Genomic DNA, 25,221 nt, shown 5'->3' on the forward strand with positions numbered 1-25,221 from the left:
TAAAGGTCAGCAAAATGAAAACCGATAATATTCTAGAGTTTGACGATTTAGGCGAGGCTATTCGCGAAGGTCGTGGCCTGTACCCGGCTCGCGCCTACCGCATCCTTTTTGCGGAAGAGAATCTCAACTTTCGCGCGTTGGATGTAAGCGACCCGATACCACTTGGCCGTCAAATTTTGGCTGCTGCCGGGTTAAGCGCTCGAGACGATTACAGTTTGTTCGCCATTCTAGAGGCAGGGGATTTTGAAGATTTGCGGCTCGACGAGCCCTTCGACCTGCGGGGCCATGGCGCAGAGCGCTTCGTGGCTTTCCAGACCGATCGTGATTTCAAACTCACAGTCAACGATAGCCAGGTTTCTTGGGGCAAGCCAGCTATTTCCGGCGCCGCGCTATACACGCTAGCGAACCCCGGAGATTCCGAAGCTGTGTTTCTAGTCATCCGTGGTGGTGAAGACCGTCAGATTGAAGTAGGCGAGGCCGTGGATCTCACGGTGCCTGGCGTGGAGCACTTTGTTACCGCGCCTAAGCGCAAACCGAAATTTGAGATTGTGGTCAACGGCCACGAGGTCGAAGTTACGGACACTAGCCTGAGCTTCGAACAACTCGTGACAATTGCTTATCCAGGCGAAGCCCCAGCGCCGAATATCAAGTATTCAATTACCTATCGCAAAGTGGCTTCCAAGCCCCACAGCGGTGAACTGGCCGCTGGCGGCTTTGTCGAGATCAAGAACGGGAGCATTTTCAATGTCGGCCGCACTATTCAATCTTAATCAAGACCTTCAACGCCTGCGCGAGGATGGGTACTTTGTACAAATTACAGGTGGGCTTCTTGTAATGCGGGAAGTGCCATACGTTACTTCAATGCGGGAGGTGAAAATGGGCACAATCATTTCCACTCTGTGTCTTTCTGGGGACGTCACCCAAAAGCCAGAACCGCACACGGTGCATTTCGAAGGTGAGTTCCCTTGCAATGCTGATGGAACCACCATCGAGGGTATCTCTGCCGGAGCTGTCCCTGCGGCCCCGACGCTTACTGCCCAGTACATGCTGTCCAGCAAACCTGGCCCGGAGGGTTACCAAGACTATTATCAGAAAATGGCGACCTACGCGGCGATCATCGCTGGGCCCGCTGCGGTTCTCAAACCCGGCACTACATCGCGTGTGTTCAGGCAGCCAGACACTGATGAGGACAGTCCATTTAATTACGTGGAAACTGCGTCAGACCGTGTGGGTATAGGGGCTCTGACGGCGCGCCTCGAAGGTGAGTGCTTAGCGATCATTGGAGTGGGAGGCACCGGGTCTTATGTCCTAGACCAAGTAGCGAAGACGCCGGTTCGTGAGATCCGGCTCATCGACAGCGATGACTTTCTGCAACACAACGCATTCCGCGCACCTGGCGCCCCGTCGATCGAGACACTGCGAGAGGCTCCAAAGAAGGTAGATTACTTTGCTGAGATCTACTCAAGAATGCACCGCCAGATTGTGCCGCATGCGGTGCAAATCGATGCAGGTACTGTACATCTCTTAGAGGGAGTCACCTTTGCTTTTCTCTGCATGGACGCAGGCGAGCCTAAGCGCTTGGCAATGCAGAAACTGGAAGAAATGGGAGTGTCCTTTGTAGACGTAGGAATGGGACTTGAGCTCGTCAACGGTTCGTTAGGAGGAATCTTGCGGGTGACAGCCAGTACGCCGGATATGCGTTCCCATATTCGGGAGCGTGTATCTTTCGAGGGCGGGGGGGGTGAGAACGTGTATGCGTCCAACATTCAGGTAGCCGACCTGAACATGCTGAACGCTGCACTAGCCGTCATTAAGTGGAAAAAACTACGCGGTTTTTACCGCGATCTAGACAAGGAACACCACTGTTCGTACACAACCGACGGGAACATGCTTCTAAACGGAGATTTTGTATGATGCGTCATAGGCAACTTACACCTCTCTTCGTGAAGAGCGTCCCTAGGGCGTTAGATCCCGGGATCCTGTATGTGTCGATGGAGTACGGAACCGTGGTCCATAGTTGCTGTTGCGGCTGTGGTCAAGAGGTAGTGACACCGCTGACGCCTACAGATTGGAAGTTAACTTTTGATGGTGAAACCATTTCTCTTTGGCCTTCTGTAGGTAACTGGAATCTACCGTGCCGGTCGCACTATGTGATTAAGGGTAACCGCGTTATAGAAGCAGGATCTTGGGATAAAGCTAAGATCGAAGCGGAGCAAAGACGCGACAAATCAGCCAAGGCTCAGTTTTATGGTAAGTCTGCAGAGTTGGTGACGCTCCCACAAAAAGAAATGCAAGAGCCGGTTGAGTCTGCACCGCACGAAGTAGAGAAAGGCGTATGGGGGAAATTGCTAGATTGGTTCCGCTAACCATAACGCATCCATTTTTCTGATATGAAAATTAATCAATGCAATTGCAGTGGGCGGACCGTCTGCTCCGGAGATATGATCAAAGAAGACGAGCCTGAGGCGGTGTTAAACGCATGAGGGCTCTGGTATCAGTTGATTCATATGATTTAAGATGAGTGTCTGATGCTTTCATGGATTAATTCTTGTTAGTTGGCTAGTTTTGTCTGTGGTGTTTTATTTTAGCCGAAGTTCATTGGTGATAGTGTGCGTGCTTTTCGATACTCTACTTGGTAACGGTATTGAGTTGGTGGGTTTCATTGGGTAGTCAAGATGTAGAGGGATTATGGATAATACAATTTGGAAATATGCGGAACAAGTGTATGGTGCGGAGTTGCCAATGATAGTGAAGCGGCTAGTGTCTAATTACGAAAATGTAAAGAAGGATGTGGCCCATGTTGTAAAAGCTAAAGAAAGTAGCCTCGTGGCGCCGCTGGATGCTCTCCGTCAGTTGGGCATAGCTACCCAATCAGGTGATACCTTCACCATTGAAAGCGAATCACTGCTTTGCCGGCTTGAGTTCGACGTCAAGCGGATGACTCTGAATGATGGCTCGCTTTCTGTGAGGGGGAGTTTCTTCTCGGAGGAATTGGGACTTTGATCAGAATCTCGAACCAGTAGAGCTGATTGTTACTTGTGTGTTTTGTTAGTTCTATTTTTCACCTCAAGCTGAGAGGCCTGGTTCATTTATTGGAGTGAAATTAAAGGTATGTCCAGCATCTTCGTACTACATACTTATGACTCGAGCCATGATTTTTTGAGCCGTTCTGCGATCAACTTCACTGTTAGCCTATAATAATAACGAGTCGCTTCGGTTTTGAGGTTTAGCGAGTGATTTAAGAACCATACAAGATGTTTTCGCTTCCAGGTCCACGGATTATTTCGTTGCCAGCGAGCAGCGATTGCGGTTTGGATGGCCATCGCTTGACGAAGGTGACGTTGACGGGTAGCGGGCGAGCCGGTCATCACGCCTGCCAGGAACAATTCCATATCGAATCCCTTGCTCATGCTCGGCTACCGATGTAAGTCGAGGCCACGTCGATACGGCCGTGCCCCAGTTCGTAGCTGATTTGTACTCTGGCCTCGCGATCAAGGTGTCGGTCTAGTTGGTAGCAACTGCCACCGTTGATGGGGGCGAGATGAAGGGTGATTTGCTCATAGCGATTACACGCATAGGCTGCCCGCAGTTCGTGAAATCCTTTGAGGTTGTGCTGATGGAGGATGACCCGTGCAGGACGGACGATTCGCTGTTGGAAGTCGAGGTAGTTTTCGTCCGGTGCTAGCAGGTTGTGGCTACCGTCAGGTGAGACCTGGAGGGCAAATGCCAGCGCGTCACGGGTGTGATTATCCACCGTAACCCAACGATGCGCCGATGCGCCCGAGCGACCACCTTTGGTACCGTCTTGAATGTTGATCTTGCCAAGTTGCTCAGCTTCGCGTTGCAGGCGCGGAAGGTCCGCCAAAATGGCCTCGCGCAAGCGCATGCCGGTGGCTCGCGCCAACTGAGCAATGGCTGCTGCGCGCGGCATTTGGTGTTCGCAGAGCACGTCGACGATCCGCTTCACGTGTGCGCGGTCTTGGCCTTGCGGCACCGAGCGACGAATACTGGTCCGCCGCATTCCCAGCGTCTTGCTCGGACTTGGCACTTTCACATTCTGATCACCGCGAAGCGCGGCCATGGTTCGGTTCACGCTGGACAATCGGTTTTGCGCGGTGGCGATGGCGAGCTCACCTTGTTCAACTTGCTGGCGCAGATGTCCGGCATAGTCCAACAATGTCTGCCGATCAATCTGCCGCGCATCGTTTAACCCTGGCCCATCCTCCGACCGACACCAGCGTACAAACGCCTGCCAGCGATCACTGTGTGCCTTGACCGTGCCGTAGTGCCCGCCGCCAAACAGATCGCGCAATGCTTGTGGACCGGCATAACTGAGTTGCCGGCCATAGCCAAAATTGCGCCCGTCGCGTTTACCTACCAGTGCCATGATCGAACTCCTCTCGAAGCCAAAACTTTTAAAACCTTCCCCACGTCATCCCGCCACGGATGTTGAGTGTTATCAGGGATCAAGGCCCCTGCGACCTGTGAGGGTTGTCCACTAACGCGGGACTGGCGGCTCCTTACGACCGGGAGCTTGGGCATCTCATGATCTGGCCTCCTGAACACTTCCGAGGAAGTGGGCGGGTGGAGGCTGCACTGGCTGACGAGACCGGCGCCGCGAGATCCTGAGTCGGGTGAAGGCAGTGAAGCGATGACCGGGGCATGCCTGACTGTCAGTCAGGTGCAGTCCATTCCGTGGGCTGCGGCACCATCATCTGCATCGCTATTGCTGGCGACTTCGGTGTTTGTCACGCCGATTGTCACTAGGGGGAATGCCGCAAAGCCTTGTACGAGTTGGGCTGCAGCAGCGGTAGGAACGCCCGTCTCTTTCCGGGAGAAAGAGACGGGCGCAGGCTGGCGCAAGGAAATGGCCAAGCGGATAGGTTGCTGCAGGGCAGCTATGAAAGAGGATGAGTTGCCGCAGTGGGCACACTGGTAAAAGTAGGCATCCATCACATCGTCGTGACCGTGCGAACCGCCGGACGCTAATCGCACTTGGGGGAGAACCACCACGGTGTGGCGTAGCCTTAAAGGTTCTGGCTACCTGGGTTGCTGTCAACGACAGCGCTTGCACGATCTTTTCTACGCTCGACGATAGGCAGGGTCAAGGCTCGATTTTTAGAGAGTTCTGCGGCTGTGGATGAAATTATCCACCGGTGGAAATCAGTGGTTTTCCACAGACAGTTGCGTGGGCTTTAGATTTTTTAAGTGAGGTCCATCCAAGCAGGGCGGCTTTGCAGCCCCGCTTGGATGGACCCGCGTGGACAAGCGGATCACTGAGATATGAAGACTGGGCGCTTACTCAATTGCGCCACGTTTTGCTTTTAGGCGAGTGACGTTCGTTCCGGTCTGATTGGCGAATTCGTGTGGAGTGACATGCTCCTGCCGGTTGGCCTCCAGGTACCGGCTCCACCAGTTCATGATCAGCCTGCGCTCCTCGATGAACTCGGCCTTGTGGATGTAAGCGGCGCGGACGTTGTTGCGCTCCTTGTGGCTCATCTGCCGTTCAATGGCTGTCTCCGACCACAATCCTGACTCGATCAGTGCGCTGCAGGCCATCGAACGAAACCCATGGCCGCAGATTTCGGTTTTGGTGTCGTAGCCCATCTTTCGAAGCGCGCTGTTCACCGTGTTTTCAGACATGGGTTTCCAGGGCTTGGTATCACCTGCAAACACCAGGTCGAATTTACCGGTGAGGAAGTGGATCTGTTCAAGCAGGGCCACGGCTTTCGGCGATAAGGGTACAAGATGGATATCCCCGGCCATTTTTGTACCCCTTGTGGAAAAGGGGACGCCGTCCAACGCGGGACGAGTGTCGGGAATCTCCCAGGTGCCGCGCTTGAGGTCGAATTCGTTCCAGCGGGCAAAGCGCAGTTCACTGGAGCGGACAAACACATGCAGCGAGAGCATGGCCGTCAGCCGGGTAAGTACGCGGCCGTTATAACCCTCAATGCGCTCCTGCAATTCAGGCAGACGCGATAAGGGTAACGCTGGGCGGTGAACAACCCTCGGGGCTTTGATCAAACCTTCAAGGTCGGAGGCAGGGTTTGCCGCGATCTGTCGAGCACGCTTCGCCTCGCGCATGATGCTTTGCAGGTAGTTTTGTACCCTTAAAGCTACGTCAATTGTGCCGCGCTCCTGGATCGCTTCCAAAGGTTGCATCAGGTCATGGGTATCCAAATCGACAATAGAGCGAGCGCCGATCAGTGGAAAGACATGGGTTTTGAGGCGGCTCAGAACCGTCTTGGCATGGCCCGGTGCCCATTTGGCAGACATCGCTTTGTGCCAGTCCAGGGCCGCGCTTTCAAAGGTTCGGCCTTGGATTGCGGCCTGCGTCTTGGCTTGGTGTTTGGACTCAATGGGGTCGACGCCTTCCGCCAACATCCGCTTGAGCTCCAGGCGCTTGTGGCGCGCATCGGCGAGACCGACCACCGGGTAGTTGCCGAACGAAGTCAGTCCTTCGCGTCCATCAGGTTTTACATACCTGAGACGCCAGCCTTTACGGCCATTGGGTTGGACTAGTAGGTAGAGGCCGTCGCCGTCGAAAAGCTTGTAGGCGCGGTCGGTGGGCTTGGCTGCGCGGCAAGCCGAATCGGAGAGTGGTGCAGTGGTGCGCGACATAAGGGTACTCCTCCCTTTATCGAATGACCTTACCCCTATATCTATCCCTAAAACGGTCGGAATCCAACAGATTTTGACGGAATCTGACGGAACGCCAAAACGAAAAAACCCGCCAGAAGGCGGGTTTTTCGGAGGTTCCAGAGATTTTGAAAGCTTTCTATGGAACCTTGTATGGTGCCGGCACCAAGAGTCGAACTCGGGACCTACTGATTACAAGTCAGTTGCTCTACCAACTGAGCTATACCGGCGTTATGGGCGACGAGTATACCCGGATGTTCTAGCTTGTAAACCCCTGATAACAGACTATTTTCACGATCCGCGTTAACGCAGGGGTGTAGCCGGATGGCGCTCGCTGAAGTACTGGCGCAAATACTCGACGGTGACGCGGATTTTGGCGGAGTTTGCCAGCGGGGCGGTGTACACGGCCCAGATGTTTGCCTGCTGTCGGTAGTCTTGGAGGATGTGCACCAATTTACCGCTTTCCAGGCTGTCGCGTACGTCCCAATAGGAGCGCAGCAGGATGCCTCGTCCATCAATCGCCCATTGGTGGACGACTTCGCCGTGGTTGGCCGACAGGGCGCCGGTCACTTTGACGCTTTCTTCGCCTTCCGGTCCTTGCAGGCGCCACAGGCCGAAGGGGTGGTCGCGTTCTTTGATGACCAGGCATTCATGGCCCGCGAGTTCGGCCAGGGTGCGCGGTTCTCCGTGGCGTTGCAGGTAGTCGGGGCTGGCGCACAGGACGCGGGCGTTGGTGGCCAGCAGTTTGGCGATGAGGTTGGGGGCGATGTTGTCGCCAATGCGGATGTCGAGGTCGAAGCCTTCTTCGATCAGGTCCACCAGGCGGTCGAACATGTCAAAGCGGATGTCCAACGCAGGGTAGCGCTGCGAAAGTTCTGAGAGCGCGGGGCCGACATGGCGACGCCCCAAGCCGAAGCTACTGATGATTTGTAATTGCCCGCGCGGCTCTTGGTGCAATGCCGAGACTTCGTCGCTCATTTGCTCAACGGCATCGAATATGTGCAGCGCCCAGCGATAGACCCGCTCGCCGTCGTCGGTCACGGCCACGCGACGGGTGGTGCGGTGCAGCAGGCGCACGCCGATGTTTTGTTCCAGCAGTTGAATGCGTTTGCTGACGTAGGCGGGTGATGCGCCCAGTTCGCTGGCTGCTGCTGCAAAGCTTGAACGCCGGGCCACGATGACAAAGACACGCAGGTCTTCAAGGTTAGGCAGATTATTCACAAAACGTGTCTTATCCATCATCAGTTCGCCTGATTATCTTTCTTTGGCGGCTTTATACCATGGGCTCACTTTCCCTCTTCAAGAGTTCGCCCCCATGAGCAAGACATTCAAAATTGCCGCCATTGCCGGTGACGGTATTGGTAACGAAGTACTGCCAGAAGGCCTGCGCGTTGTGGAAGCGGCGGCCAAAAAGTGGAACCTCGATCTGTCGATTGAAATCATCGAGTGGGCCAGTTGCGATTACTACGAGCGTCACGGCCAGATGATGCCGGACGACTGGTTTGAGACGCTCAAGGGCTTTGATGCGATTTACTTCGGTGCGGTGGGCTGGCCCGACAAAGTGCCGGATCACATTTCGCTGTGGGGGTCGCTGCTCAAGTTCCGTCGCGATTTTGATCAGTACGTAAACATCCGCCCTGTGCGTCTGTTCCCGGGTGTGCCGTGCCCGCTGGCCGGTCGCGAGCCGGGTGATATCGATTTTGTGGTGATCCGCGAAAACACCGAAGGCGAATATTCCTCGGTCGGCGGGCGCATGTTTGAAGGCACCGAAAACGAATTTGTTCTGCAAGAGTCGGTATTCACCCGACGCGGTGTGGACCGCATTCTCAAGTACGCTTTCGAAGTGGCCCAAGAGCGTCCGCGCAAACACGTGACCTCGGCGACCAAGTCCAACGGTATTTCCATCAGCATGCCGTACTGGGACGAACGCACCGAAGCCATGGCGGCGAACTATCCACAGGTCAGCTGGGACAAGCAGCACATCGATATTCTGTGCGCGCGTTTCGTGCTGCAACCCAACCGTTTTGACGTGGTGGTGGCGTCCAACCTGTTTGGCGACATTCTGTCGGACCTGGGCCCGGCGTGCGCAGGCACTATCGGCATCGCGCCGTCGGCCAACCTCAACCCGGAGCGTAATTTCCCGTCGCTGTTCGAACCGGTTCACGGCTCGGCGCCGGATATTTACGGGCAAAACATTGCCAACCCGATTGCCATGATCTGGTCGGGCGCGCTGATGCTGGAATTTTTGGGTAAAGGTGATGAGCGCTATCAAGCCGCTCACGATGGAATTCTGCGGGCCATCGAGGACGTGATTGCCAGTGGTCCGAAAACACCGGATCTGGGTGGCAAGGCATCGACTCAACAAGTCGGTGAGGCCATCGCGGCTGCCTTGGCGTGAGCTGATCGCACAGCGCGCATAAACGCCGCGAAATAGACGCTTCACATGCCTGCGAAACCCTCTGAAAACGGGGGCTTTCGCGGGCTATTTGGCGTGTGAAATCCGCTGTTTAATGTATCGGAAATAACAACAAATTCAGTTGCAAAGCCTTACATTTCATCGCATATTGTTAACCGCAAGATATGTGTAAACCTATGGTTAACGGTTCTGGTTCGACGATGTGAAAGGAGTCCATAGCAGCTGTAAATGCTGACGTAGAGCCATGCAGTAAGAGAAAAAACTCTCTCTCTGGAGACTTAAATGTCCAATAACAATAAAAAAGATGTCTTTTTGATATCGACTAGCCTGATTGCTGTACTGGTCACTGTTGTAGGCCTTGCCGTTTACCCGCAACAAGCCGAGATCACCGCCAATATGCTGTTTGAATTGGCTTCTCGTACGTTTGGCACTTCGGTGCAAGTGTTTGTTTTCTGCTGCGCCCTGGTGGTGCTGTACATCGCGTTCAGCAAGTACGGCAACATCCGTTTGGGCAACGGCAAAGCTGAATACCCGACCGTCACGTGGGTGTTCATGTTCATCTGCGCAGGTATGGGGTCGTCGACGCTCTACTGGGGTGTGATGGAGTGGGCGTATTACTACCAGACGCCTGGTCTGAACATTGCTGCAGGTTCGCGTGAAGCGCTGGATTACAGCGTCAGCTACTCGTTCTTCCATTGGGGTATCAGTGCCTGGTCGTTGTATGCCTTGTCGTCGTTGGCGATGGCTTATCACTTCCACGTGCGTAAGAAGAGCGGCCTCAGCCTGTCTTCGATCGTCGAGGCGGTGACCGGCTTCAAAGCGCAAGGCCCAGTCGGCCGTATCGTCGACCTGGTGTTCCTGCTAACCATGTTTGGCGCCTTGACCGTATCGCTGGTGCTCACGGCCTCCACGTTGACCCGTGGCCTGTCGGCACTCACTGGCATGCCTGACACCTTCACCACGCAATTGATCGTGATTGGCATCGTGGCGATTGTGTTCTCACTCAGTTCCTACATCGGCATTGCCAGTGGCATGCAGCGTCTGTCGAAGATGGTGTGTATTGGCGCACTGGTGTTCGCCGCCGTGGTGCTGGTCGTTGGCCCAACGCAGTTCATCATCAACAACACTGCCAATTCTGTTGGCCTGATGATGCAGAACTACGTGCACATGAGCCTGTTTACCGACCCGCAAGGTGACGGTGCCTTCACCCGCAACTGGACGGTTTTCTACTGGTTGTGGTGGGTGTCCTACGCGCCGGGTGTTGCGATGTTTGTGACCCGTGTGTCCAAGGGCCGCAAGATGAAAGAAGTGGTCGCGGCGATGTTGATGGGCGGCAGTTTTGGCTGCTGGTTCTTCTTCGGCACGCTGGAAAGCTACAGCATGCACCAGTTCATCACCGGGGCTATCGATGTGCCGCGCATCCTGACGGAGCAGGGCGGTGAAACGGCGGTAGAAATGCTGCTCAATGCCTTGCCGTTCGGTCAGATCTTCCTCGGCGTTTACCTGTTCATCATGGCGGTGTTCTGTGCCTCGCACATGGACGCAGCGGCCTACGCCGTGGCGGCCACCAGCACCCGCAATATGCAGGAAGGCCAGGACCCGTCGCCCACGCACCGTCTGTTCTGGTGCATCGCCTTGACGCTGGTGCCGCTGGCCATGCTGTTTGCCAAGGTCTCGTTGTCGACCATGAAAACCGCGGTGGTACTGACCGCCATTCCGTTCCTGGTCATTCTGCTGACCAAGATCTATGGCTTCCTGACCTGGATGTTCAAGGACTACGGCGCCATGCCGGCGTACTTGATCGAGGAAGAGGCCGTGGCCCGTGGCGATAACCTGGATTACGTCGCCTCGTTTGAAACCGCGACGCCAGTGCCGGCTATCAAGCCTAAAGCCAAGGCGGTACCCGCAGCCTGAGTTAATGGCTGTTGAGTGAACCACGCGCAGGCTCCGGCACCACGGTGCCGGGACCTGAGCGATTTTTTTTGCGCGAGCTGTTAACCATTGGTTTCTTGTTATTCATTGGTTACATAAGAACAGCCTGATACAGGGCGTCATGCACAGCCCTCTTAATTGCTTGAGAGAGACAAGATGAACACAATCGTGAAATTGCCTGCTGACTTCTGCTCCAACGCGGATGAAGCTCACACCATTCCGGCGTCCTACTACACCAGCCAGAACGTGTTCGAGCAGGAAAAAGAAAAGATCTTCGCCAACACCTGGATTTGTGTCGGCCACCGCAGCGAAGTTGCCAACAGCAACGACTACATCACCCGCGAAGTGATCGGCGAAAGCATCATCGTTGTACGAGGTCGTGACGCTGTGCTGCGGGCGTTCTACAACGTTTGCCCGCACCGTGGCCACCAGTTGCTGAGCGGCAGTGGCAAAGCCAAAAATGTGATTACCTGCCCGTACCACGCCTGGACCTTCAAGCTCGACGGCGAACTGGCACATGCGCGCAACTGCGACAACGTGGTCAACTTCGACAAAGAAAACTCCAGCCTGGTCTCGCTGCGCGTTGAAGAGTACGCGGGCTTTATCTACATCAACATGAACAACCAAGCCGGCACGGTTGAAGACCAACTGCCGGGCCTTCAAGCACGTCTGCGTGAAGCCTGCCCAGTCGTGGATGACCTGCACCTGGCGGCGCGTTTTGTCAGCGACACCCCGGCCAACTGGAAGTCCATCGTCGATAACTACCTGGAGTGCTACCACTGCGCACCGGCTCACCCAGGCTTTGCCGATTCGGTCAGCGTGGACGAGTACTGGCACACCCTGCACGGCAACTGGTCGCTGCAGTTTGGTCACGCCAAGTCGTCGGAGAAATCCTTCAAGTTCGACGAATCGATCAAAGATCCGTCCTTCAGCGGCTTCTGGGTCTGGCCGTGCACCATGTTCAACGCGCCACCGGGTGGCAATTTCATGACCGTGATCTACGAGTTTCCGGTCAGCGCTGGCGTGACCATGCAGCACTACGACATCTACTTCCTCAACAAAGAGATCACCCCAGAACAGCAATCGCTGATCGAGTGGTACCGCGACGTGTTCCGCCCAGAAGACCTGCGGCTGGTTGAAAGCGTGCAGCGCGGCCTGCAATCGCGTGGCTATCGCGGCCAGGGCCGCATCATGGCTGACCGTCAGCGCAGCGGCATGAGCGAACACGGCATTGCGCACTTCCACAACCTGATCGCCGTGGCCCACCTGGACGACTGATCCCGATGCCGCCGCAGCCTGGTTGCGGCGGCTTAGCCCATTAAGAGGAGTGTCCTGCGTGCAGCTCAAAGACCCCCAATTGTTTCGCCAACAAGCGTTCATCGCTGGCGTTTGGTCGGATGCCGACAATCGCCAAACGGTCGACGTGACCAACCCGGCCCAAGGCCAACTGCTGGGCCATGTGCCGCTGATGGGCGGCACAGAAGCGATTCGTGCCATCGAAGCTGCGGACGCGGCATTGCCTGCCTGGCGTGAACGCACAGCCAAAGACCGCGCGCAGATCCTGCGTCGTTGGTTTGAACTGATGCTGCAACACGAAGACGACCTGGCCCGGATCATGACCCTGGAGCAGGGCAAACCACTGCACGAAGCCGTTGGCGAAATTCGCTACGCAGCTTCGTTTATCGAGTGGTTCGCCGAAGAGGGCAAACGCATTTATGGCGACGTGATTCCTTCGCCGTCCACTGACAAGCGCCTGTTGGTGGTCAAGCAAGGCATCGGTGTTTGCGCCGCCGTCACACCGTGGAATTTCCCGGCGGCGATGATCACGCGCAAAGTCGCGCCTGCGCTGGCCGCTGGTTGCACCATCGTGGTCAAGCCCGCCAACGAAACGCCGTTTTCGGCGCTGGCGCTGGCTGAACTGGCGCAGCGTGCAGGTATACCGGCGGGGGTGTTGAACATCGTCACCGGCGACGCGCCTGCCATTGGCGCACAACTCACCGGCCACCCGCTGGTGCGCAAATTCAGCTTCACCGGTTCGACCCCGGTCGGCCGTTTGCTGATGAGCCAGTGCGCCGAAAGCATCAAAAAAGTCTCGCTGGAGTTGGGCGGCAACGCGCCGTTTATCGTGTTTGCCGATGCCGACATTGATGCCGCCGTTGAAGGTGCCATTGCTGCCAAATACCGCAACGCGGGCCAGACCTGCGTCTGCGTTAACCGCTTCTATGTGCACGACGCGGTCTATGACCAGTTCGCCAGCAAGTTCGCTGCCAAAGTGGCTGAACTGAAAGTTGGACACGGTGATGCCGCCGACACCCAAATCGGCCCGCTGATTACCGTCAAGGCGGTGGAAAAAGTCCGCTTGTTGATCGACGACGCGCTCAGTAAAGGCGCGACCTTGCTGCTGGGCGGGCAGGTGCATGCGCTGGGCGAGCAGTTCTTCGAGCCGACCGTGCTGGGTGACATCCAGAAAGGCATGTTGCTGCTGGACGAAGAAATCTTTGGCCCGGTTGCACCGCTGGTGCGCTTCCACTGCGACGCAGAGGTCGTGGCCCTGGCCAACGATACGCTGTACGGCTTGGCCGCGTATTTCTACAGCCGCGACATTGGTCATGTCTGGCAGATCGCCGAGAAGCTGGAGTACGGCATGGTCGGCGTAAACACCGGGCTGATTTCCAACGAAGTGGCGCCGTTTGGCGGGGTCAAGCAATCCGGTCTGGGGCGCGAAGGCTCCAAGTACGGGATCGAGGATTACCTGCAACTGAAATACCTGTGCCTGGCGGTCTGAGCCGTCAGCACCGGGTTTTGAATCAGGCGGCACGCGCGTGCCGCCCTTTACCGCAGTAGAGGTTTTGCGATGGCCAACTCATACCTAATGCTTGCCGCCCGTGTCATCGGTGTTGAGCAGGTGACGCCGCTGATCAAACGTTTCACCCTGGTACGTCAGGACGGCAAAGCGCTGCCGGACTTCACCGGCGGTAGCCACATCATCGTGCAGATGAAAGACGCCGACGGCCGTCAGCACAGCAACGCCTATTCGTTGATGAGCGACCCGCGCCAGACCGCCAGTTATCAGATTGGCGTGCGCCTGGAAGAGCAATCCAAAGGCGGCTCGGCCTTTATGCACCAACACGTCGACGTCGGCACCGAGCTGATGATTTCGACCCCCAATAACCTGTTCGCCATCGACCCGAAGGCGGGCAAACACGTGCTGATCGCGGGCGGGATTGGCATTACGCCGTTCCTGTCGCAACTGCACGAACTGCGTGACGCGGGCGCCGATTACCAACTGCACTACGCCTTCCGCAGCCCGGAGCACGGTGCGTTTCACGACGAACTCCGTGCTGGTCCGCATGCCGACCGCACGCGCACCTACGTCGACAGCCTGGGCCAATCGCTGAATCTGGCCGAGTTGATGGGCAGCCTCGACAGCGACGCGCATGTGTATGTGTGTGGCCCCAAGCCGTTGATCGATGCCGTTATCGCGACCGGTAAAAAGTTGGGCCTGGCGGATGAGCGCGTGCATTGGGAGCAGTTCGCGGCTGCGCCAATCACCGGCGGCGCCTTCACCCTGGTGCTGGCTAAATCCGGTCAGGAACTGCACGTCGAAGAAGGCATGAGCATCCTCAAGGCCATCGAAAAAGCTAAGGTCGACGTGGAATGCCTGTGTCGTGAAGGCGTATGCGGCACCTGTGAAACGCGCATCCTTGAAGGCGAAGCCGAGCACAACGACCAATACCTGAGCGACGAAGAAAAAGCCTCCCAGCAAACCATGATGATTTGCGTGTCACGTGCCCGTGGCGAGCGTCTGGTTCTGGATTTGTAAGCCGTATTCCGTGATCGGACCGAGGGTCGCAGGCGTGTGTGTATAATCGCGACCGCCCTGCGACTCCCATGATCACGGAAATGTCATGACCGAAGATAGCTTTGCCTTTCGCCTGAAGGAGCTGCTCGAACACCACAAAATGACCCTGCAAGCGGTCGGGACAGCCTTGGGCATCTCCCGCACAGCGGTGCACAAATGGACCCGTGGTGGTGAAATCGACTACAGCAACCTGCGTAAGCTGGCTGACCTGTTCAAGGTCAACTGGGTGTGGCTGCGCTATGGCGAGCAGGCGGTGCAAGACCTTCAGGGGGCGACATCGGTAGAACTGCCGATGACCGATGTGCGGCGCAAATACATCGCCGACATCATGGAAAGCGAAGCACGCATGACCCTGGCCCAAGAGAACGCCGGGATCGTGACGTGGGAATGGAACCTCATCACCGACGAAGTCTTCTATTCGGCCAACGTTGAGCGGGTGTATGGCTGGCAGGTCAACAGCAACGCAGACTTCTGGCCGCACGTATTGCCCGAAGACGAAGTGGTCATGAACGAGCTGTACCGCGAATGCTTCGCCAACAACACGCCTTACGAATATGACTTCCGTATTTTTCGCCCGGATGGCGAGATGCGCTGGATCTCATCGCGAGCCATGCCACTGAACGATAACGCCGGGCGCCCGGTAAAAATGATCGGCATCAGCATGGACAACACCGCCCGCAAAACCGCCGAGCAATCGCTGCGCAAAAGTGAAGAAGCGTTTCGTGCATTGTTTGAACTCGCGTGTGGCGCCATCGCCTACGTCGATCTGGACGGTAGCTGGCGGCGCGTCAACGACAGCCTGTGCCAGTTGCTCGGTTACAGCGAGCAAGAGCTGCGGGCGCTGACGTTTCAAGACATCACTCACCCCGACGACCTGCAAACCAACCTGGAGCAGCTCCAGCGCTTGCTTGACGGGGACATCAGCAACTACGACCTCGAAAAACGCCTGCTGTGCAAAGACGGGCGCTACATCTGGGCCCACGTGCGCACCTCGTTGCAGCGCAACTCACACGACAACAGTCCCGAGCACTTGATCAGCGTGATCGACGACATCACCCAAGAGCGCGCTGAACGCCAAGCCTTGCTGGCGCGTATTGCCGAGTTAGAAAACAACGCATAGCCCGCTACCCCCGTTAGAGGTGCCGGGCGAACCCCAGCTCGAACAGGGTTCCGTCAGCATCGCTTTGGACCCGCACTTCACCGCCATGCAGCTGCATGATCGACTTCACAATCGCCAGCCCCAGCCCACCCGAATCCCCGGGTTGTGCGCGCGACGGGTCGACCCGGTAAAACCGGTCAAATAACTTATCCACATGCTGCGCCTCTATCGGCGAACCCACGTTATGCACGCCCACCCAGCAATATTCGGCGTCATCGCGACGCCGCAGGCTCAAGCGGGTTCCCGGCTCTGCATGGCGCACGGCATTGGCCAGCAAGTTACCCAGTGCCCGTTGCAGCAAGTGTTGATCAACGTTCAGCGTGCCGCTGAGCTGGTTGTCGAGCCGCAGTTCGCGGTCATCCGCGAGGGCTTCGAAGTAATCGCAGAGTTCATCGCCAACGCGCTGCAAATCCAGTGTTTGCAGCTGCAAGGGCCGTTGCCCATGTTCGGCCCGCGCCAGAAACATCAGGCTTTCAGCCATGCGATTGAGCCGCTCGTATTCCTCAATGTTGGACGCCAATACTTCCTGGTATTCAACTGGGCTGCGCGGTTGGCTCAGCGCCAGGCTGTTACTGCCCAGCAAGTTATGCAGTGGGGTGCGGATTTCATGGGCCAGGTCGGCCGAGAACTGAGACAGCCGCGCAAAGTTGTCTTCAAGGCGCGCAAGCATGGCATTGAGCGCCTGTACCGGCTCTTTCAATTCCGTGGGCACGTGGTCGACGGGCATGCGTTGATCAAGGCTGCGCGGGTTTATGCCACGCATGGCCTGCGCCAGTTCACGCAGCGGTTTGAGGCCGCGCCGCAACAGCAACAGACCAAAGCCAAACGCGAGTAAGGCGCCACACCCGACGGCCATGTACAAGCGCAGGCGGTAACTGGCGAGCATCTGCTCGCGCTCTTCAAGCAATTTGCCCACCGTCACGCTCAGGCGTTCTCCCGCAGGCCCTTGAGCAGTGCCGGTCAGCAGAGCGATGTTGCCCAGCGTCTGAACATCGGCACGCTTGGGCAAACGTGCTTGAGCCACAGGCTCCAGGGTGGGCAAGGCGAGCTGGCGCGGGTTGATGGTGATCACCGGGCTGCCATCCCCGCGCTTGACCAGCAGTACGCTGTCCAAATTGCCGAGCATGTTTTGATACAGGCGCGGGCGCTCTTGCAGGGCTTCGAGGCTGCCGCTGTCGTGCAGCAGGGCACGCACTTGCTCAAGGCGCCCGAGGAGCGCCATATCGTCACGAAAGGTCAGCTCCGAGGCCAGCGAGCGGTACAGAAATACGCCGACAGCGCTGAGCACCAGCGCGCAGGTCAAGGCAATTGCCAGGGCCAGGCGCCAGGCGATGGATTTACTCATCGGGCGCGTCCAACTGATAGCCGACTCCGCGCACGGTGTGGATAAGTTTGGGCATGTACGGATCGTCGACCTTGGCGCGCAGGCGGCGTACGGCGACTTCGACCATGTTGGTATCGCTGTCGAAATTGAGGTTCCACACCTGGGAGGCGATCAAGGTGCGTGACAGCACCTCACCCTGGCGGCTGGCCAGCAAGTGCAGCAGCGCAAACTCCTTGTTGGTCAGACTAATGCGCTGACCGCCCCGGCTGACGCGGCGGCGCAGGACGTCGATCTCAAGGTCGGCAATGCTGTACGACTCGGCCTCGCGCATTGGGCCACGGCGCAGCAACGTGCGCACGCGGGCCAGCAGTTCGGCAAACGCAAAGGGCTTGAGCAGGTAATCATCAGCGCCCAGTTCAAGGCCGCGTACGCGGTCTTCAATAGCGTCTTTGGCGGTTAAAAACAGCACCGGCGTGGCCCCGCGCTGGCGAATCAGTTGCAGCAGTTGCCAGCCATTGAGCCCCGGCAGCATCACATCCAGGATGATCAGGTCGTATTCCTGCTGCTCAATGAAATAGCGCCCGTCCAGCCCGTTCAGCGCCACATCCACCGCAAAACCTGACTCTTTCAGGCCTTTGGCCAGGAATTCAGCCGTCTTGGCTTCATCTTCAACCACTAACAAACGCATCGCACACCTCGATCAATCGTGCTCACAGGCTAGGCGTCTTCTGTGAAGTTGCCTATTACAAACTTGTAATTCAACTGACGGGGTTCTGACGGAGGTAGCTGGTTAAGGTGGTGTCCTTCGAACAGGAGCTTGCCCATGATGCTGAAAACCTTGCTGTTGTGGACTGCGGTTGGCGTTGCCGGCGCCGCTCAGGCAGCGCCCAATTTACCGCGCCATGCCGATCTGGACTTGGCCACGGCCCGTCAATTGGCCGACGCCACGCTTAAGCATTGCACCGGCGCGCTGAGCGTGCTGGATCGTGGCGCCAACGTCTTGGTTGCGATGCGCCCGGAAGGGGTGGGGCCGCACAACCTGCTGGCCAGCCAGCGCAAGGCCTACACCGCACTCTCGACCAAGACAGCAACCCGGCAGTTTGCCGAACGCGCCCGCAACAACCCCGAAGCCTCCAACCTCAACTCCATCGCAGAGTTATTGCTGCTGGGCGGCGGCGTGCCGTTGTTTGCTGACGGTGAATTGGTGGGCGCTATCGGCGTGGCCGGTGCGGGCGGCGCTGAGCAAGACGAAGGCTGCGCCATTAGCGCAGCTCAACAAATTGGCTTGGCCACACAACGTAATTAACCCCAGAGGATGACTGATGAATATGTTACGAACCACCCTGGCAGCCCTGAGCCTGAGTGCTATTTCGAGTATCGCGCTGGCAGCAGGTAACCCGTTGAGCGTGCACGTGCTGAACCTGGAAAACGGCTTGCCGTCACCGGGCGTCAACGTGACCCTGGAAAAACACGTAGGCCAGAACTGGCAGCCGCTGGCGCAGGGCGTCACCAACGAGCAAGGTCGCATTGGCGAATTGTTCCCGGCCAAGCAAGCGTTTGAAGCCGGTGAGTATCGGGTCGTGTTTAAAACCGGCGAGTATTTCAAGAAAACCGGACACGAGACATTCTTCCCGGAAATCCCGGTGATTTTTGAAGTGAAGAATGCGGACCAGCACTACCATATCCCGTTGCTGCTCAGCCCTTACGGCTTCTCGACGTACCGCGGGTCGTAGGTCACACGTTATCCACAGCGCTGCGCAATCACCATCAGATTGCGCGGCGTGAGGTGGCTGTCGCAAAACTCGCCCACCTGCACGTCATAACCCTCCTCGCGCAGATACAACGCCCGATCCAGCACCAGCCACAGCTCCAGCGGGCGACGAAACAGGCCACGTACCAACTCCAGATTGCGCACTTGAGCCAGCCGCTCCCAGCCCGCGGCCTCAAGGGCTGCCCACTCTTCCTGACCGGTTGTGGATAAGTTTTTCAGCGCCGCCAAGTCCTCGCAATATTGCGCAAACGTCTTATTCAACCACGTGCCGGGCAACGAGGGTGTGGATAAGTATTCATCACGCTGGCGCAACTGCCGTTGCAGCCCATCAAACCCCAAGCGCCGCGCCATTGACTCATCGCGCTGGCGCCGTACGCGGCTGCCCGCGGTCACGGTTTCGCTCATCGGCAGGCTCAGGTCTTCGCGCGACAACTGCAACGGTGACGCTTTGGCTGCTGTGGATAACGGCTGATACTGCGCGCTGCCGATACGGTTGTAGCAGCACGGCGAGATCGCCAGTTGTGCACAGCCTGCTGCGCTGGCCAGTTGCAGCAAGCGCACGTGCAAGTCACCACACGCATGTAAAGCCACCGGGGTCATGCCGGGTTGCACTTGCAACGGGGCGTCGGCAGCGAGCACGTCTTGCTGCACATGCCGGGCGTTCAACGAATGACGTTGACTCAGCGCCTGGCCTGCCTCGATCAATGCGGGGTCGTATTCAAGACACGTCAGTTGTTGCTCGGCATTGAGCAGGCGTCGCCCCAAGTGGCCTTTGCCCGAACACCAGTCCAGCCAGTGAGTGGGCGCCTGTTTAAAGCTCAGGCTCTGGGCAAAGGCTTCGATTTGCTGCCATTTGCGGCCGGGCACATCCACCTGCAAGCGCGGTGCGGCTGGCGACAAGGCGTGGACGGGTAAACGGTCAATGGCGCAGAGGGCAAACGAGGTGGCCGCCAGTTCTGGAAAGGGCGCAGGTGCGTCCAAAGCGTGGGGCTGGTTGTGGCTGTCTTCAGCGTCTTGCAACGAACGCTGGCGCAACCACTCAGAGAGCTCGGGGTGTTGGGCTTCCCACGGCATCTTCAGTTGGGTGAAGGGCCGTGGGCGCCACAGGTGCTGGTGCTCACGCAAGAACGTGTCCAACGCCTCAAAGCGGGCGAGCAATGGCTCGCCCCGAGGCTTAACGACCTTGGCAGGCATCGACGCGCAACCAGCGCTCCAGCAGCTTAAAACCCTGAATCAGTACAAACGACATGACCAGGTAGATCACCCCGGCGATCAAGAACATATCCACCGTCTGGTAGTTGCGGGCAATGATGGTACGGGTCATGCCGGTCAGTTCCAGCAAGGTCACGGTACTCGCCAGGGAGCTGGCCTTGAGCATCAGGATCACTTCGTTGCTGTACGCAGGCAGGCCGATGCGCGCAGCACGCGGCAGCATGATGTGCACCAGGGTTTTGAAACGTGACATGCCCAGGGCACGCGCGGCTTCGATTTCACCCGGTGGAATGGCCTGAATGGCGCCCCGCAGAATTTCTGCGATATAAGCGGCGGTGTGCAGGGTCATGGTCAGCACCGCACACCAGAACGGGCTGCGCAGGTATGGCCACAAGACGCTTTCGCGTACCACCTCAAACTGCCCCAGGCCGTAATAGACCAAAAAGAGCTGAATCAGCAGCGGTGTGCCACGAAAGAAAAAGATGTACCCGTAAGGCAGCGAGCGGACGTACCACAGCTTTGAGGAGCGGGCGATGCCCAGCGGAATCGCCAGAATCAAACCGGCGATGACGGAAAGGGCGGTCAGCTCCAGTGTCAGGGTGGCACCCTGGATCAGCTTGGGCAGCCACTTGAGGAAAAGCTCCCACACCATTACGTTCTCCTCGCGAAGCCGCGCGCTGCGCGTTTTTCAAGCACGTACAGAGTGCCCATGGCCAAAATGGTCAGGCCCAGGTACATCACGGCCGCCACCATGTAGAAGGTGAAGGGTTGTTTGGTGAAGGTCACCGCGTTTTGCGCTTGGCGCATGATTTCTTCCAGGCCGATCACCGAGACCAGCGCGGTGTCTTTCATCAAAATCATGAACAGGTTGCCCAGACCGGGCAGCGCGATACGCCACATTTGTGGCAGCACCAGCTTGGTGAAAATCCGCGGCTTGGACAGTCCCAGTGCCATGCCCGCTTCGCGGTGGCCTTTAGGAATGGCCACAATGGCGCCACGAAACACTTCGGTCGCATACGCGCCAAAGCACAGGCCCAAAGCGATAACACCGGCAGCGAAGGCGCTGAGAGTGAGTTCGGGCATGCCGATCAGTTCGCCGAGGCCACGTACCGCATTGACGCTACCGAAGTAAATCAGCAACACCCAGAGCAGTTCCGGCACGCCGCGAACCAACGTTGAATAAGCGCCACCGAGCCATTTGAGTGGCTTGTAAGGCGATGTTTTGGCCAGTGCACCGAGCAACCCGAGCACCAGGCCCAGGCACAGCGCACTGAGTGCCAGTTTGACGGTCATCAGCGCGCCAGCAGCCAGCAGCGGGCCGAATCCGTATAAGTCGATAGTCATGGGTTAGGCAGGCTTTGCTAGGGACCGGCGCTGCGCAAGGCAGCACCGGTCAGGCAGGTCAGTAGATGCTGAACGGGAAATACTTGTCGTTGATCTTCTTGTACGTGCCGTCCTCAATGATTTCCTTGAGGGCGAGGTTCAGCTTGGTGCGCAGAGGATCGCCTTTGCGCACAGCGATGGCCACTTCGTCTTTTTGAACGGGCTCACCTTTAAACTCGTAGTCTTGGCCTTCTTTGCTTTTCAGCCACTCATAGTTGGCGTACTTATCGGCAAGGATTGCATCGACACGACCCGAGGTCAGTTCCAGATAGGCGTTTTCTTGGGTGTCATACAAATTGACGGTGATGTCATCGCCATAGGTTTCTTCCAGCCAAGTTGCGGCTTGGGTGGCGCGCTGCGTACCGATGGTTTTGCCTTTCAACGAGGCTTTGTCATATTTGAAATCGACGTTTTTCGGGGCAATGAATTGCTGCATGTTCGAGTAATAACGATCAGTAAAGTCGACCGCTTGCTTGCGCTCATCAGTCACCGACAACGAGGAAATAATAAAGTCGGATTTATTGGCGTTAAGCGCAGGGATGATGCCGTCCCAGTCTGAAACAGCGACCACGCATTCAACTTTCATCTTGGCGCACAGCGCGTCGCCGATGTCTTTGTCGAAGCCTACAACGGCACCGCTGGCGTCTTTGCCGTTAAACGGCGGGTAGGCCGCTTCGATACCCATTTTCAGTTTTTCAACAGCCAAGGCATTAGCACTGAACACCAAGGTGGCGGCAGCAGCCAGGAGAAGTTTTTTATAGTTCTGCATTCGTATTGCTCCGTTAGCGATTGCTGGACATGAATTGTTTGCAGCGCGCTGAAACCGGGTTATCGAAAACCTGTTCAGGCGATCCTTGCTCTTCGATCAGGCCTTGGTGCAAAAACACGACTTCAGTGGACACCTGACGGGCAAAGCCCATTTCGTGGGTGACCAGTAGCATAGTGCGACCTTCTTCGGCGAGCGCGCGGATCACACTTAGTACTTCCTGGACCATTTCTGGGTCAAGCGCTGATGTGGGTTCATCAAACAGGATGACCTTCGGTTGCATGGCCAAGGTGCGAGCGATTGCGGCGCGTTGTTGCTGGCCGCCAGACAATTCAGAAGGGTAGGCATGACGCTTGTCAGCGATGCCTACCTTGGCCAGCAGCGCTTCGGCCACTTCGATGGCCTCGGCCTTGCTCTGACCCAGCACGCGTCGCGGTGCCTCGATCACGTTGTCGAGGATGGTCATGTGCGGCCACAGGTTAAAGTTTTGAAACACAAAACCCAGTTCGCTGCGCATGCGGTTGATCTGTTTGCCATCGGCGGCAACCAGTTCGCCATTTTTGGCTTTCTTGAGCTTGAGCTCTTCTCCGGCGACCAGGATCTGGCCATCGTGCGGATTTTCCAACAGGTTGATACAACGCAGCAGAGTGGACTTGCCGGAACCGGAGGAGCCCAGGATCGAGATCACGTCGCCGTCGCGTGCGGTCAGCGAGATACCTTTTAGCACCTCAAGCTCTCCGTAGCGTTTATGCAAGTTGCGGATTTCAAGCGCGGGCGTGGCCAAAGCCATGTGCGGTCCTCATTGTGTTCGGGTGCGATCCTGCTATTGGGGGGCCTTCCTGGCGATGGCCAAGCTAGCATAGGGTCGCCAAGGCAACCAGCCGCCCCATAGGCGCAAAGGCAGAAGAGTGGTCGTTTGTCGCATCGCTACAGCTGACTGTCGCGCCGACAACAACCGACCCTGTGTTTTGCCGTGCGGCCAGACAGGTGTCGCGTAAAAAAGGTCGCGATGGTGCCAGTTTTAGCCCGGTGTTGGAAGCACGAACCTACTAAAGGTCAAACATGTGCACTGGTTTTGGGCTATATGGGAATTTTTGGTTTTTTTTGGTGCGCGTGACATCCTGTAACTGAGTGTTACGGTAACAAATTGGCAAAAAGCCATTACTCTCAATAGGTTGCCAATCGAGCCTTGATGCGTTGCAGCCCGCGTAAACCGTGCGTGTGTCACATTTTGGCTCATTTATTGCGTAAATAATTCTAAACGCCCCGTTGGTTACTTTTTACGAGAGGGTAATCAAGCGCGGCGCTCGGAATGGCTTTCATTGCAAAGGTAGTCCCAATGAGCAATACACAAACCTCTAACGGTCTGGAGCAAGGGCTTAAGCCGCGACATGTGACCATGTTGTCAATCGCCGGCGTCATCGGTGCCGGCTTGTTTGTCGGCTCAGGGCACGCGATTGCCCAGGCGGGCCCCGCTGTGCTGCTGGCCTACGCCGCAGCTGGCACGTTAGTGGTGCTGGTGATGCGCATGCTGGCCGAAATGGCCGTCGCCTCGCCGGACACCGGTTCATTCTCCACTTATGCCGACCGTGCCATCGGGCATTGGGCCGGTTTTACCATCGGCTGGCTGTACTGGTGGTTCTGGGTATTGGTCATCCCGCTCGAAGCCGTCGCTGCCGGCACCATCCTGCATGCTTGGTTTCCGGGTACTGCGATTTGGGTATTTACCCTGGTCATCACCTTGTTACTGACCGTGACCAACCTGTTCAGCGTCAAGAACTACGGCGAGTTTGAGTTCTGGTTCGCCCTGGTCAAGGTGCTGGCGATTGTGGGCTTTATTGTTCTGGGTGCGCTGGCCATCTTCGGCGTGCTGCCAACCAGTCAAGTCAGTGGCGTCTCGCATCTGGTCGACACCATCGGCTTTATGCCCAATGGCATGGGCGCCGTACTGGCCGCCATGCTGACTACCATGTTCTCGTTTATGGGCACTGAAATCGTCACCATCGCGGCGGCGGAATCCAAAGACCCAAGCAAGCAAATCACCAAGGCCACCAACTCGGTGATCTGGCGCATTGGCTTGTTCTATCTAGTGTCGATCTTCATCGTTGTGGCGCTGGTGCCTTGGAACGACGCGGGTCTGGCGCAAGTCGGTTCTTACCAGACCGCGCTCGTCAGCATGGGCATCCCGAATGCCAAACTGATCGTCGACATCGTGGTCTTGATCGCGGTGACCAGCTGCCTGAACTCGGCGCTCTACACCGCCTCGCGGATGCTCTTCTCCCTGAGCAAGCGCGGTGACGCACCGGCGGCTGCCAAGCGCACAAACGCCAGCGGCACGCCTTACTGGGCGGTGATGATGTCTACGGGCGCAGCTTTTGTGGCCGTGTTCGCCAACTACGTGGCACCTGCCGCTGTGTTCGAATTCCTGCTCGCCAGCTCCGGCGCCATCGCCCTGTTGGTGTACCTAGTGATCGCTGTTTCGCAACTGCGTATGCGTAAAAAACGCGTGGCCACAGGCGAGAAAATCGAATTCAAAATGTGGTTGTTCCCAGGTCTGACGTGGGCTGTGATCGTGTTTATCGTGGCTATTTTGACCATCATGCTGTTCCAGCCACAGCATCAGGCTGAAATCATGGCCACTGGTTTGTTGAGCATTCTGGTGGTGGCGGCGGGCCTATTGGTGGCCCGTCGTCGTCGTATCGAGAACGCGGGGGCAACGGTACTTAACTGAGGCCAGGAAGGCCCCTCAATGTTGAG

The 25,221-nt window shown here is 57.1% G+C and carries 24 protein-coding genes and 1 tRNA gene; 13 read left to right on the forward strand and 12 right to left on the reverse strand.

The features are described from left to right. The first annotated feature begins 14 nt into the window (after positions 1 to 14). From ACIQYF_RS00600 to ACIQYF_RS00615, 4 genes are all read left to right on the forward strand, one after another. Positions 15 to 770 carry a multiubiquitin domain-containing protein gene (locus tag ACIQYF_RS00600; protein ID WP_402855340.1) on the forward strand — a complete coding sequence of 252 codons (756 nt, stop codon included), beginning with the start codon at positions 15 to 17 and terminating at the stop codon, positions 768 to 770. Further along, positions 745 to 1,914: a ThiF family adenylyltransferase gene (locus ACIQYF_RS00605; RefSeq protein WP_402855343.1), complete on the forward strand. Its 1,170-nt coding sequence runs from the start codon at positions 745 to 747 to the stop codon at positions 1,912 to 1,914. The genes ACIQYF_RS00600 and ACIQYF_RS00605 overlap by 26 nt, the downstream gene beginning before the upstream one ends. A gap of 77 nt (positions 1,915 to 1,991) precedes the next feature. After that, positions 1,992 to 2,366, forward strand: a complete 375-nt coding sequence (locus ACIQYF_RS00610) for a DUF6527 family protein (RefSeq protein ID WP_402856160.1) — start codon at positions 1,992 to 1,994, stop codon at positions 2,364 to 2,366. Between the two features lie 322 nt (positions 2,367 to 2,688). Continuing rightward, positions 2,689 to 3,003 carry a hypothetical protein gene (locus ACIQYF_RS00615; protein ID WP_402855346.1) on the forward strand — a complete coding sequence of 105 codons (315 nt, stop codon included), beginning with the start codon at positions 2,689 to 2,691 and terminating at the stop codon, positions 3,001 to 3,003. A 134-nt stretch (positions 3,004 to 3,137) separates the two neighbouring features. Here ACIQYF_RS00615 and ACIQYF_RS00620 read toward each other — a convergent pair whose 3' ends face one another. The 5 genes from ACIQYF_RS00620 to ACIQYF_RS00640 form a co-directional block, all read right to left on the reverse strand. Beyond that, a complete protein-coding gene (locus tag ACIQYF_RS00620; protein WP_402855349.1) occupies positions 3,138 to 3,410 on the reverse strand; it encodes a hypothetical protein in 273 nt (90 codons plus the stop codon). Then, positions 3,407 to 4,387 (reverse strand): integrase domain-containing protein, encoded by a 981-nt coding sequence (locus tag ACIQYF_RS00625; protein WP_402855352.1) that lies wholly within the window; start codon positions 4,385 to 4,387, stop codon positions 3,407 to 3,409. Before ACIQYF_RS00625 ends, ACIQYF_RS00620 begins: the two co-directional genes overlap by 4 nt. A gap of 911 nt (positions 4,388 to 5,298) precedes the next feature. Next, complete coding sequence (locus tag ACIQYF_RS00630; protein ID WP_402855355.1) at positions 5,299 to 6,621, reverse strand: tyrosine-type recombinase/integrase; 1,323 nt, start codon at positions 6,619 to 6,621, stop codon at positions 5,299 to 5,301. A 172-nt stretch (positions 6,622 to 6,793) separates the two neighbouring features. After that, positions 6,794 to 6,869 (reverse strand) — tRNA-Thr (locus ACIQYF_RS00635). A 73-nt stretch (positions 6,870 to 6,942) separates the two neighbouring features. Beyond that, positions 6,943 to 7,878 carry a LysR substrate-binding domain-containing protein gene (locus ACIQYF_RS00640; RefSeq protein ID WP_402855358.1) on the reverse strand — a complete coding sequence of 312 codons (936 nt, stop codon included), beginning with the start codon at positions 7,876 to 7,878 and terminating at the stop codon, positions 6,943 to 6,945. 76 nt (positions 7,879 to 7,954) lie between these two features. On the opposite strand from ACIQYF_RS00640, the gene ACIQYF_RS00645 reads away from it, so the two are divergent. The 6 genes from ACIQYF_RS00645 (at position 7,955) to ACIQYF_RS00670 (ending at position 15,969) form a co-directional block, all read left to right on the forward strand. Continuing rightward, positions 7,955 to 9,037, forward strand: a complete 1,083-nt coding sequence (locus ACIQYF_RS00645; protein ID WP_402855361.1) for a tartrate dehydrogenase — start codon at positions 7,955 to 7,957, stop codon at positions 9,035 to 9,037. 300 nt (positions 9,038 to 9,337) lie between these two features. Then, positions 9,338 to 10,969: a BCCT family transporter gene (locus ACIQYF_RS00650; RefSeq protein ID WP_402855364.1), complete on the forward strand. Its 1,632-nt coding sequence runs from the start codon at positions 9,338 to 9,340 to the stop codon at positions 10,967 to 10,969. 174 nt (positions 10,970 to 11,143) lie between these two features. Further along, positions 11,144 to 12,265 carry an aromatic ring-hydroxylating dioxygenase subunit alpha gene (locus tag ACIQYF_RS00655; protein ID WP_402855367.1) on the forward strand — a complete coding sequence of 374 codons (1,122 nt, stop codon included), beginning with the start codon at positions 11,144 to 11,146 and terminating at the stop codon, positions 12,263 to 12,265. A 58-nt stretch (positions 12,266 to 12,323) separates the two neighbouring features. After that, on the forward strand, positions 12,324 to 13,772 hold the full coding sequence (locus tag ACIQYF_RS00660) for an NAD-dependent succinate-semialdehyde dehydrogenase (RefSeq protein ID WP_402855369.1): 1,449 nt from the start codon (positions 12,324 to 12,326) through the stop codon (positions 13,770 to 13,772). 69 nt (positions 13,773 to 13,841) lie between these two features. Further along, a complete protein-coding gene (locus ACIQYF_RS00665) occupies positions 13,842 to 14,810 on the forward strand; it encodes a PDR/VanB family oxidoreductase (protein ID WP_402855371.1) in 969 nt (322 codons plus the stop codon). A gap of 85 nt (positions 14,811 to 14,895) precedes the next feature. After that, positions 14,896 to 15,969, forward strand: coding sequence for a PAS domain-containing protein (locus tag ACIQYF_RS00670; protein WP_402855374.1), 1,074 nt, complete (start codon positions 14,896 to 14,898; stop codon positions 15,967 to 15,969). Between the two features lie 13 nt (positions 15,970 to 15,982). On the opposite strand, the gene ACIQYF_RS00675 is transcribed toward ACIQYF_RS00670, so the two are convergent. Together ACIQYF_RS00675 and ACIQYF_RS00680 are read right to left on the reverse strand one after the other, a co-directional pair. Beyond that, on the reverse strand, positions 15,983 to 17,353 hold the full coding sequence (locus ACIQYF_RS00675) for a heavy metal sensor histidine kinase (protein ID WP_402855377.1): 1,371 nt from the start codon (positions 17,351 to 17,353) through the stop codon (positions 15,983 to 15,985). Further along, a complete protein-coding gene (locus tag ACIQYF_RS00680; RefSeq protein WP_402855380.1) occupies positions 17,346 to 18,020 on the reverse strand; it encodes a heavy metal response regulator transcription factor in 675 nt (224 codons plus the stop codon). Before ACIQYF_RS00680 ends, ACIQYF_RS00675 begins: the two co-directional genes overlap by 8 nt. Before the next feature lie 135 nt (positions 18,021 to 18,155). Here ACIQYF_RS00680 and ACIQYF_RS00685 point away from each other — a divergent pair, with 135 nt between their 5' ends. Together ACIQYF_RS00685 and uraH are read left to right on the forward strand one after the other, a co-directional pair. Next, positions 18,156 to 18,638: a heme-binding protein gene (locus tag ACIQYF_RS00685; protein WP_402855382.1), complete on the forward strand. Its 483-nt coding sequence runs from the start codon at positions 18,156 to 18,158 to the stop codon at positions 18,636 to 18,638. Between the two features lie 16 nt (positions 18,639 to 18,654). Next, positions 18,655 to 19,065 carry a hydroxyisourate hydrolase gene (gene uraH / locus ACIQYF_RS00690; RefSeq protein WP_402855384.1) on the forward strand — a complete coding sequence of 137 codons (411 nt, stop codon included), beginning with the start codon at positions 18,655 to 18,657 and terminating at the stop codon, positions 19,063 to 19,065. An 8-nt stretch (positions 19,066 to 19,073) separates the two neighbouring features. Here the strand turns inward: uraH and ACIQYF_RS00695 are convergent, their stop codons facing one another. The 5 genes from ACIQYF_RS00695 to ACIQYF_RS00715 are packed head-to-tail and all read right to left on the reverse strand — an operon-like array spanning position 19,074 to position 23,254. Further along, complete coding sequence (locus ACIQYF_RS00695; protein WP_402855387.1) at positions 19,074 to 20,297, reverse strand: methyltransferase; 1,224 nt, start codon at positions 20,295 to 20,297, stop codon at positions 19,074 to 19,076. After that, entirely contained in the window at positions 20,278 to 20,967 is a 690-nt protein-coding gene (locus ACIQYF_RS00700; RefSeq protein ID WP_402855390.1) for an ABC transporter permease, read from the reverse strand. The genes ACIQYF_RS00695 and ACIQYF_RS00700 overlap by 20 nt, the downstream gene beginning before the upstream one ends. Next, entirely contained in the window at positions 20,967 to 21,659 is a 693-nt protein-coding gene (locus ACIQYF_RS00705) for an ABC transporter permease (RefSeq protein ID WP_402855393.1), read from the reverse strand. The genes ACIQYF_RS00700 and ACIQYF_RS00705 overlap by 1 nt, the downstream gene beginning before the upstream one ends. Before the next feature lie 58 nt (positions 21,660 to 21,717). After that, a complete protein-coding gene (locus ACIQYF_RS00710) occupies positions 21,718 to 22,467 on the reverse strand; it encodes a transporter substrate-binding domain-containing protein (RefSeq protein WP_402855396.1) in 750 nt (249 codons plus the stop codon). Between the two features lie 13 nt (positions 22,468 to 22,480). Continuing rightward, complete coding sequence (locus ACIQYF_RS00715; protein ID WP_402855399.1) at positions 22,481 to 23,254, reverse strand: ABC transporter ATP-binding protein; 774 nt, start codon at positions 23,252 to 23,254, stop codon at positions 22,481 to 22,483. Between the two features lie 549 nt (positions 23,255 to 23,803). Between ACIQYF_RS00715 and gabP the strand changes: the two genes are divergently transcribed. Further along, positions 23,804 to 25,195 (forward strand): GABA permease, encoded by a 1,392-nt coding sequence (gene gabP, locus ACIQYF_RS00720; protein WP_402855401.1) that lies wholly within the window; start codon positions 23,804 to 23,806, stop codon positions 25,193 to 25,195. Positions 25,196 to 25,221 lie beyond the last annotated feature (26 nt).

The organism is Pseudomonas sp. NPDC096917, from assembly GCF_044762555.1.
GTDB lineage: Bacteria > Pseudomonadota > Gammaproteobacteria > Pseudomonadales > Pseudomonadaceae > Aquipseudomonas.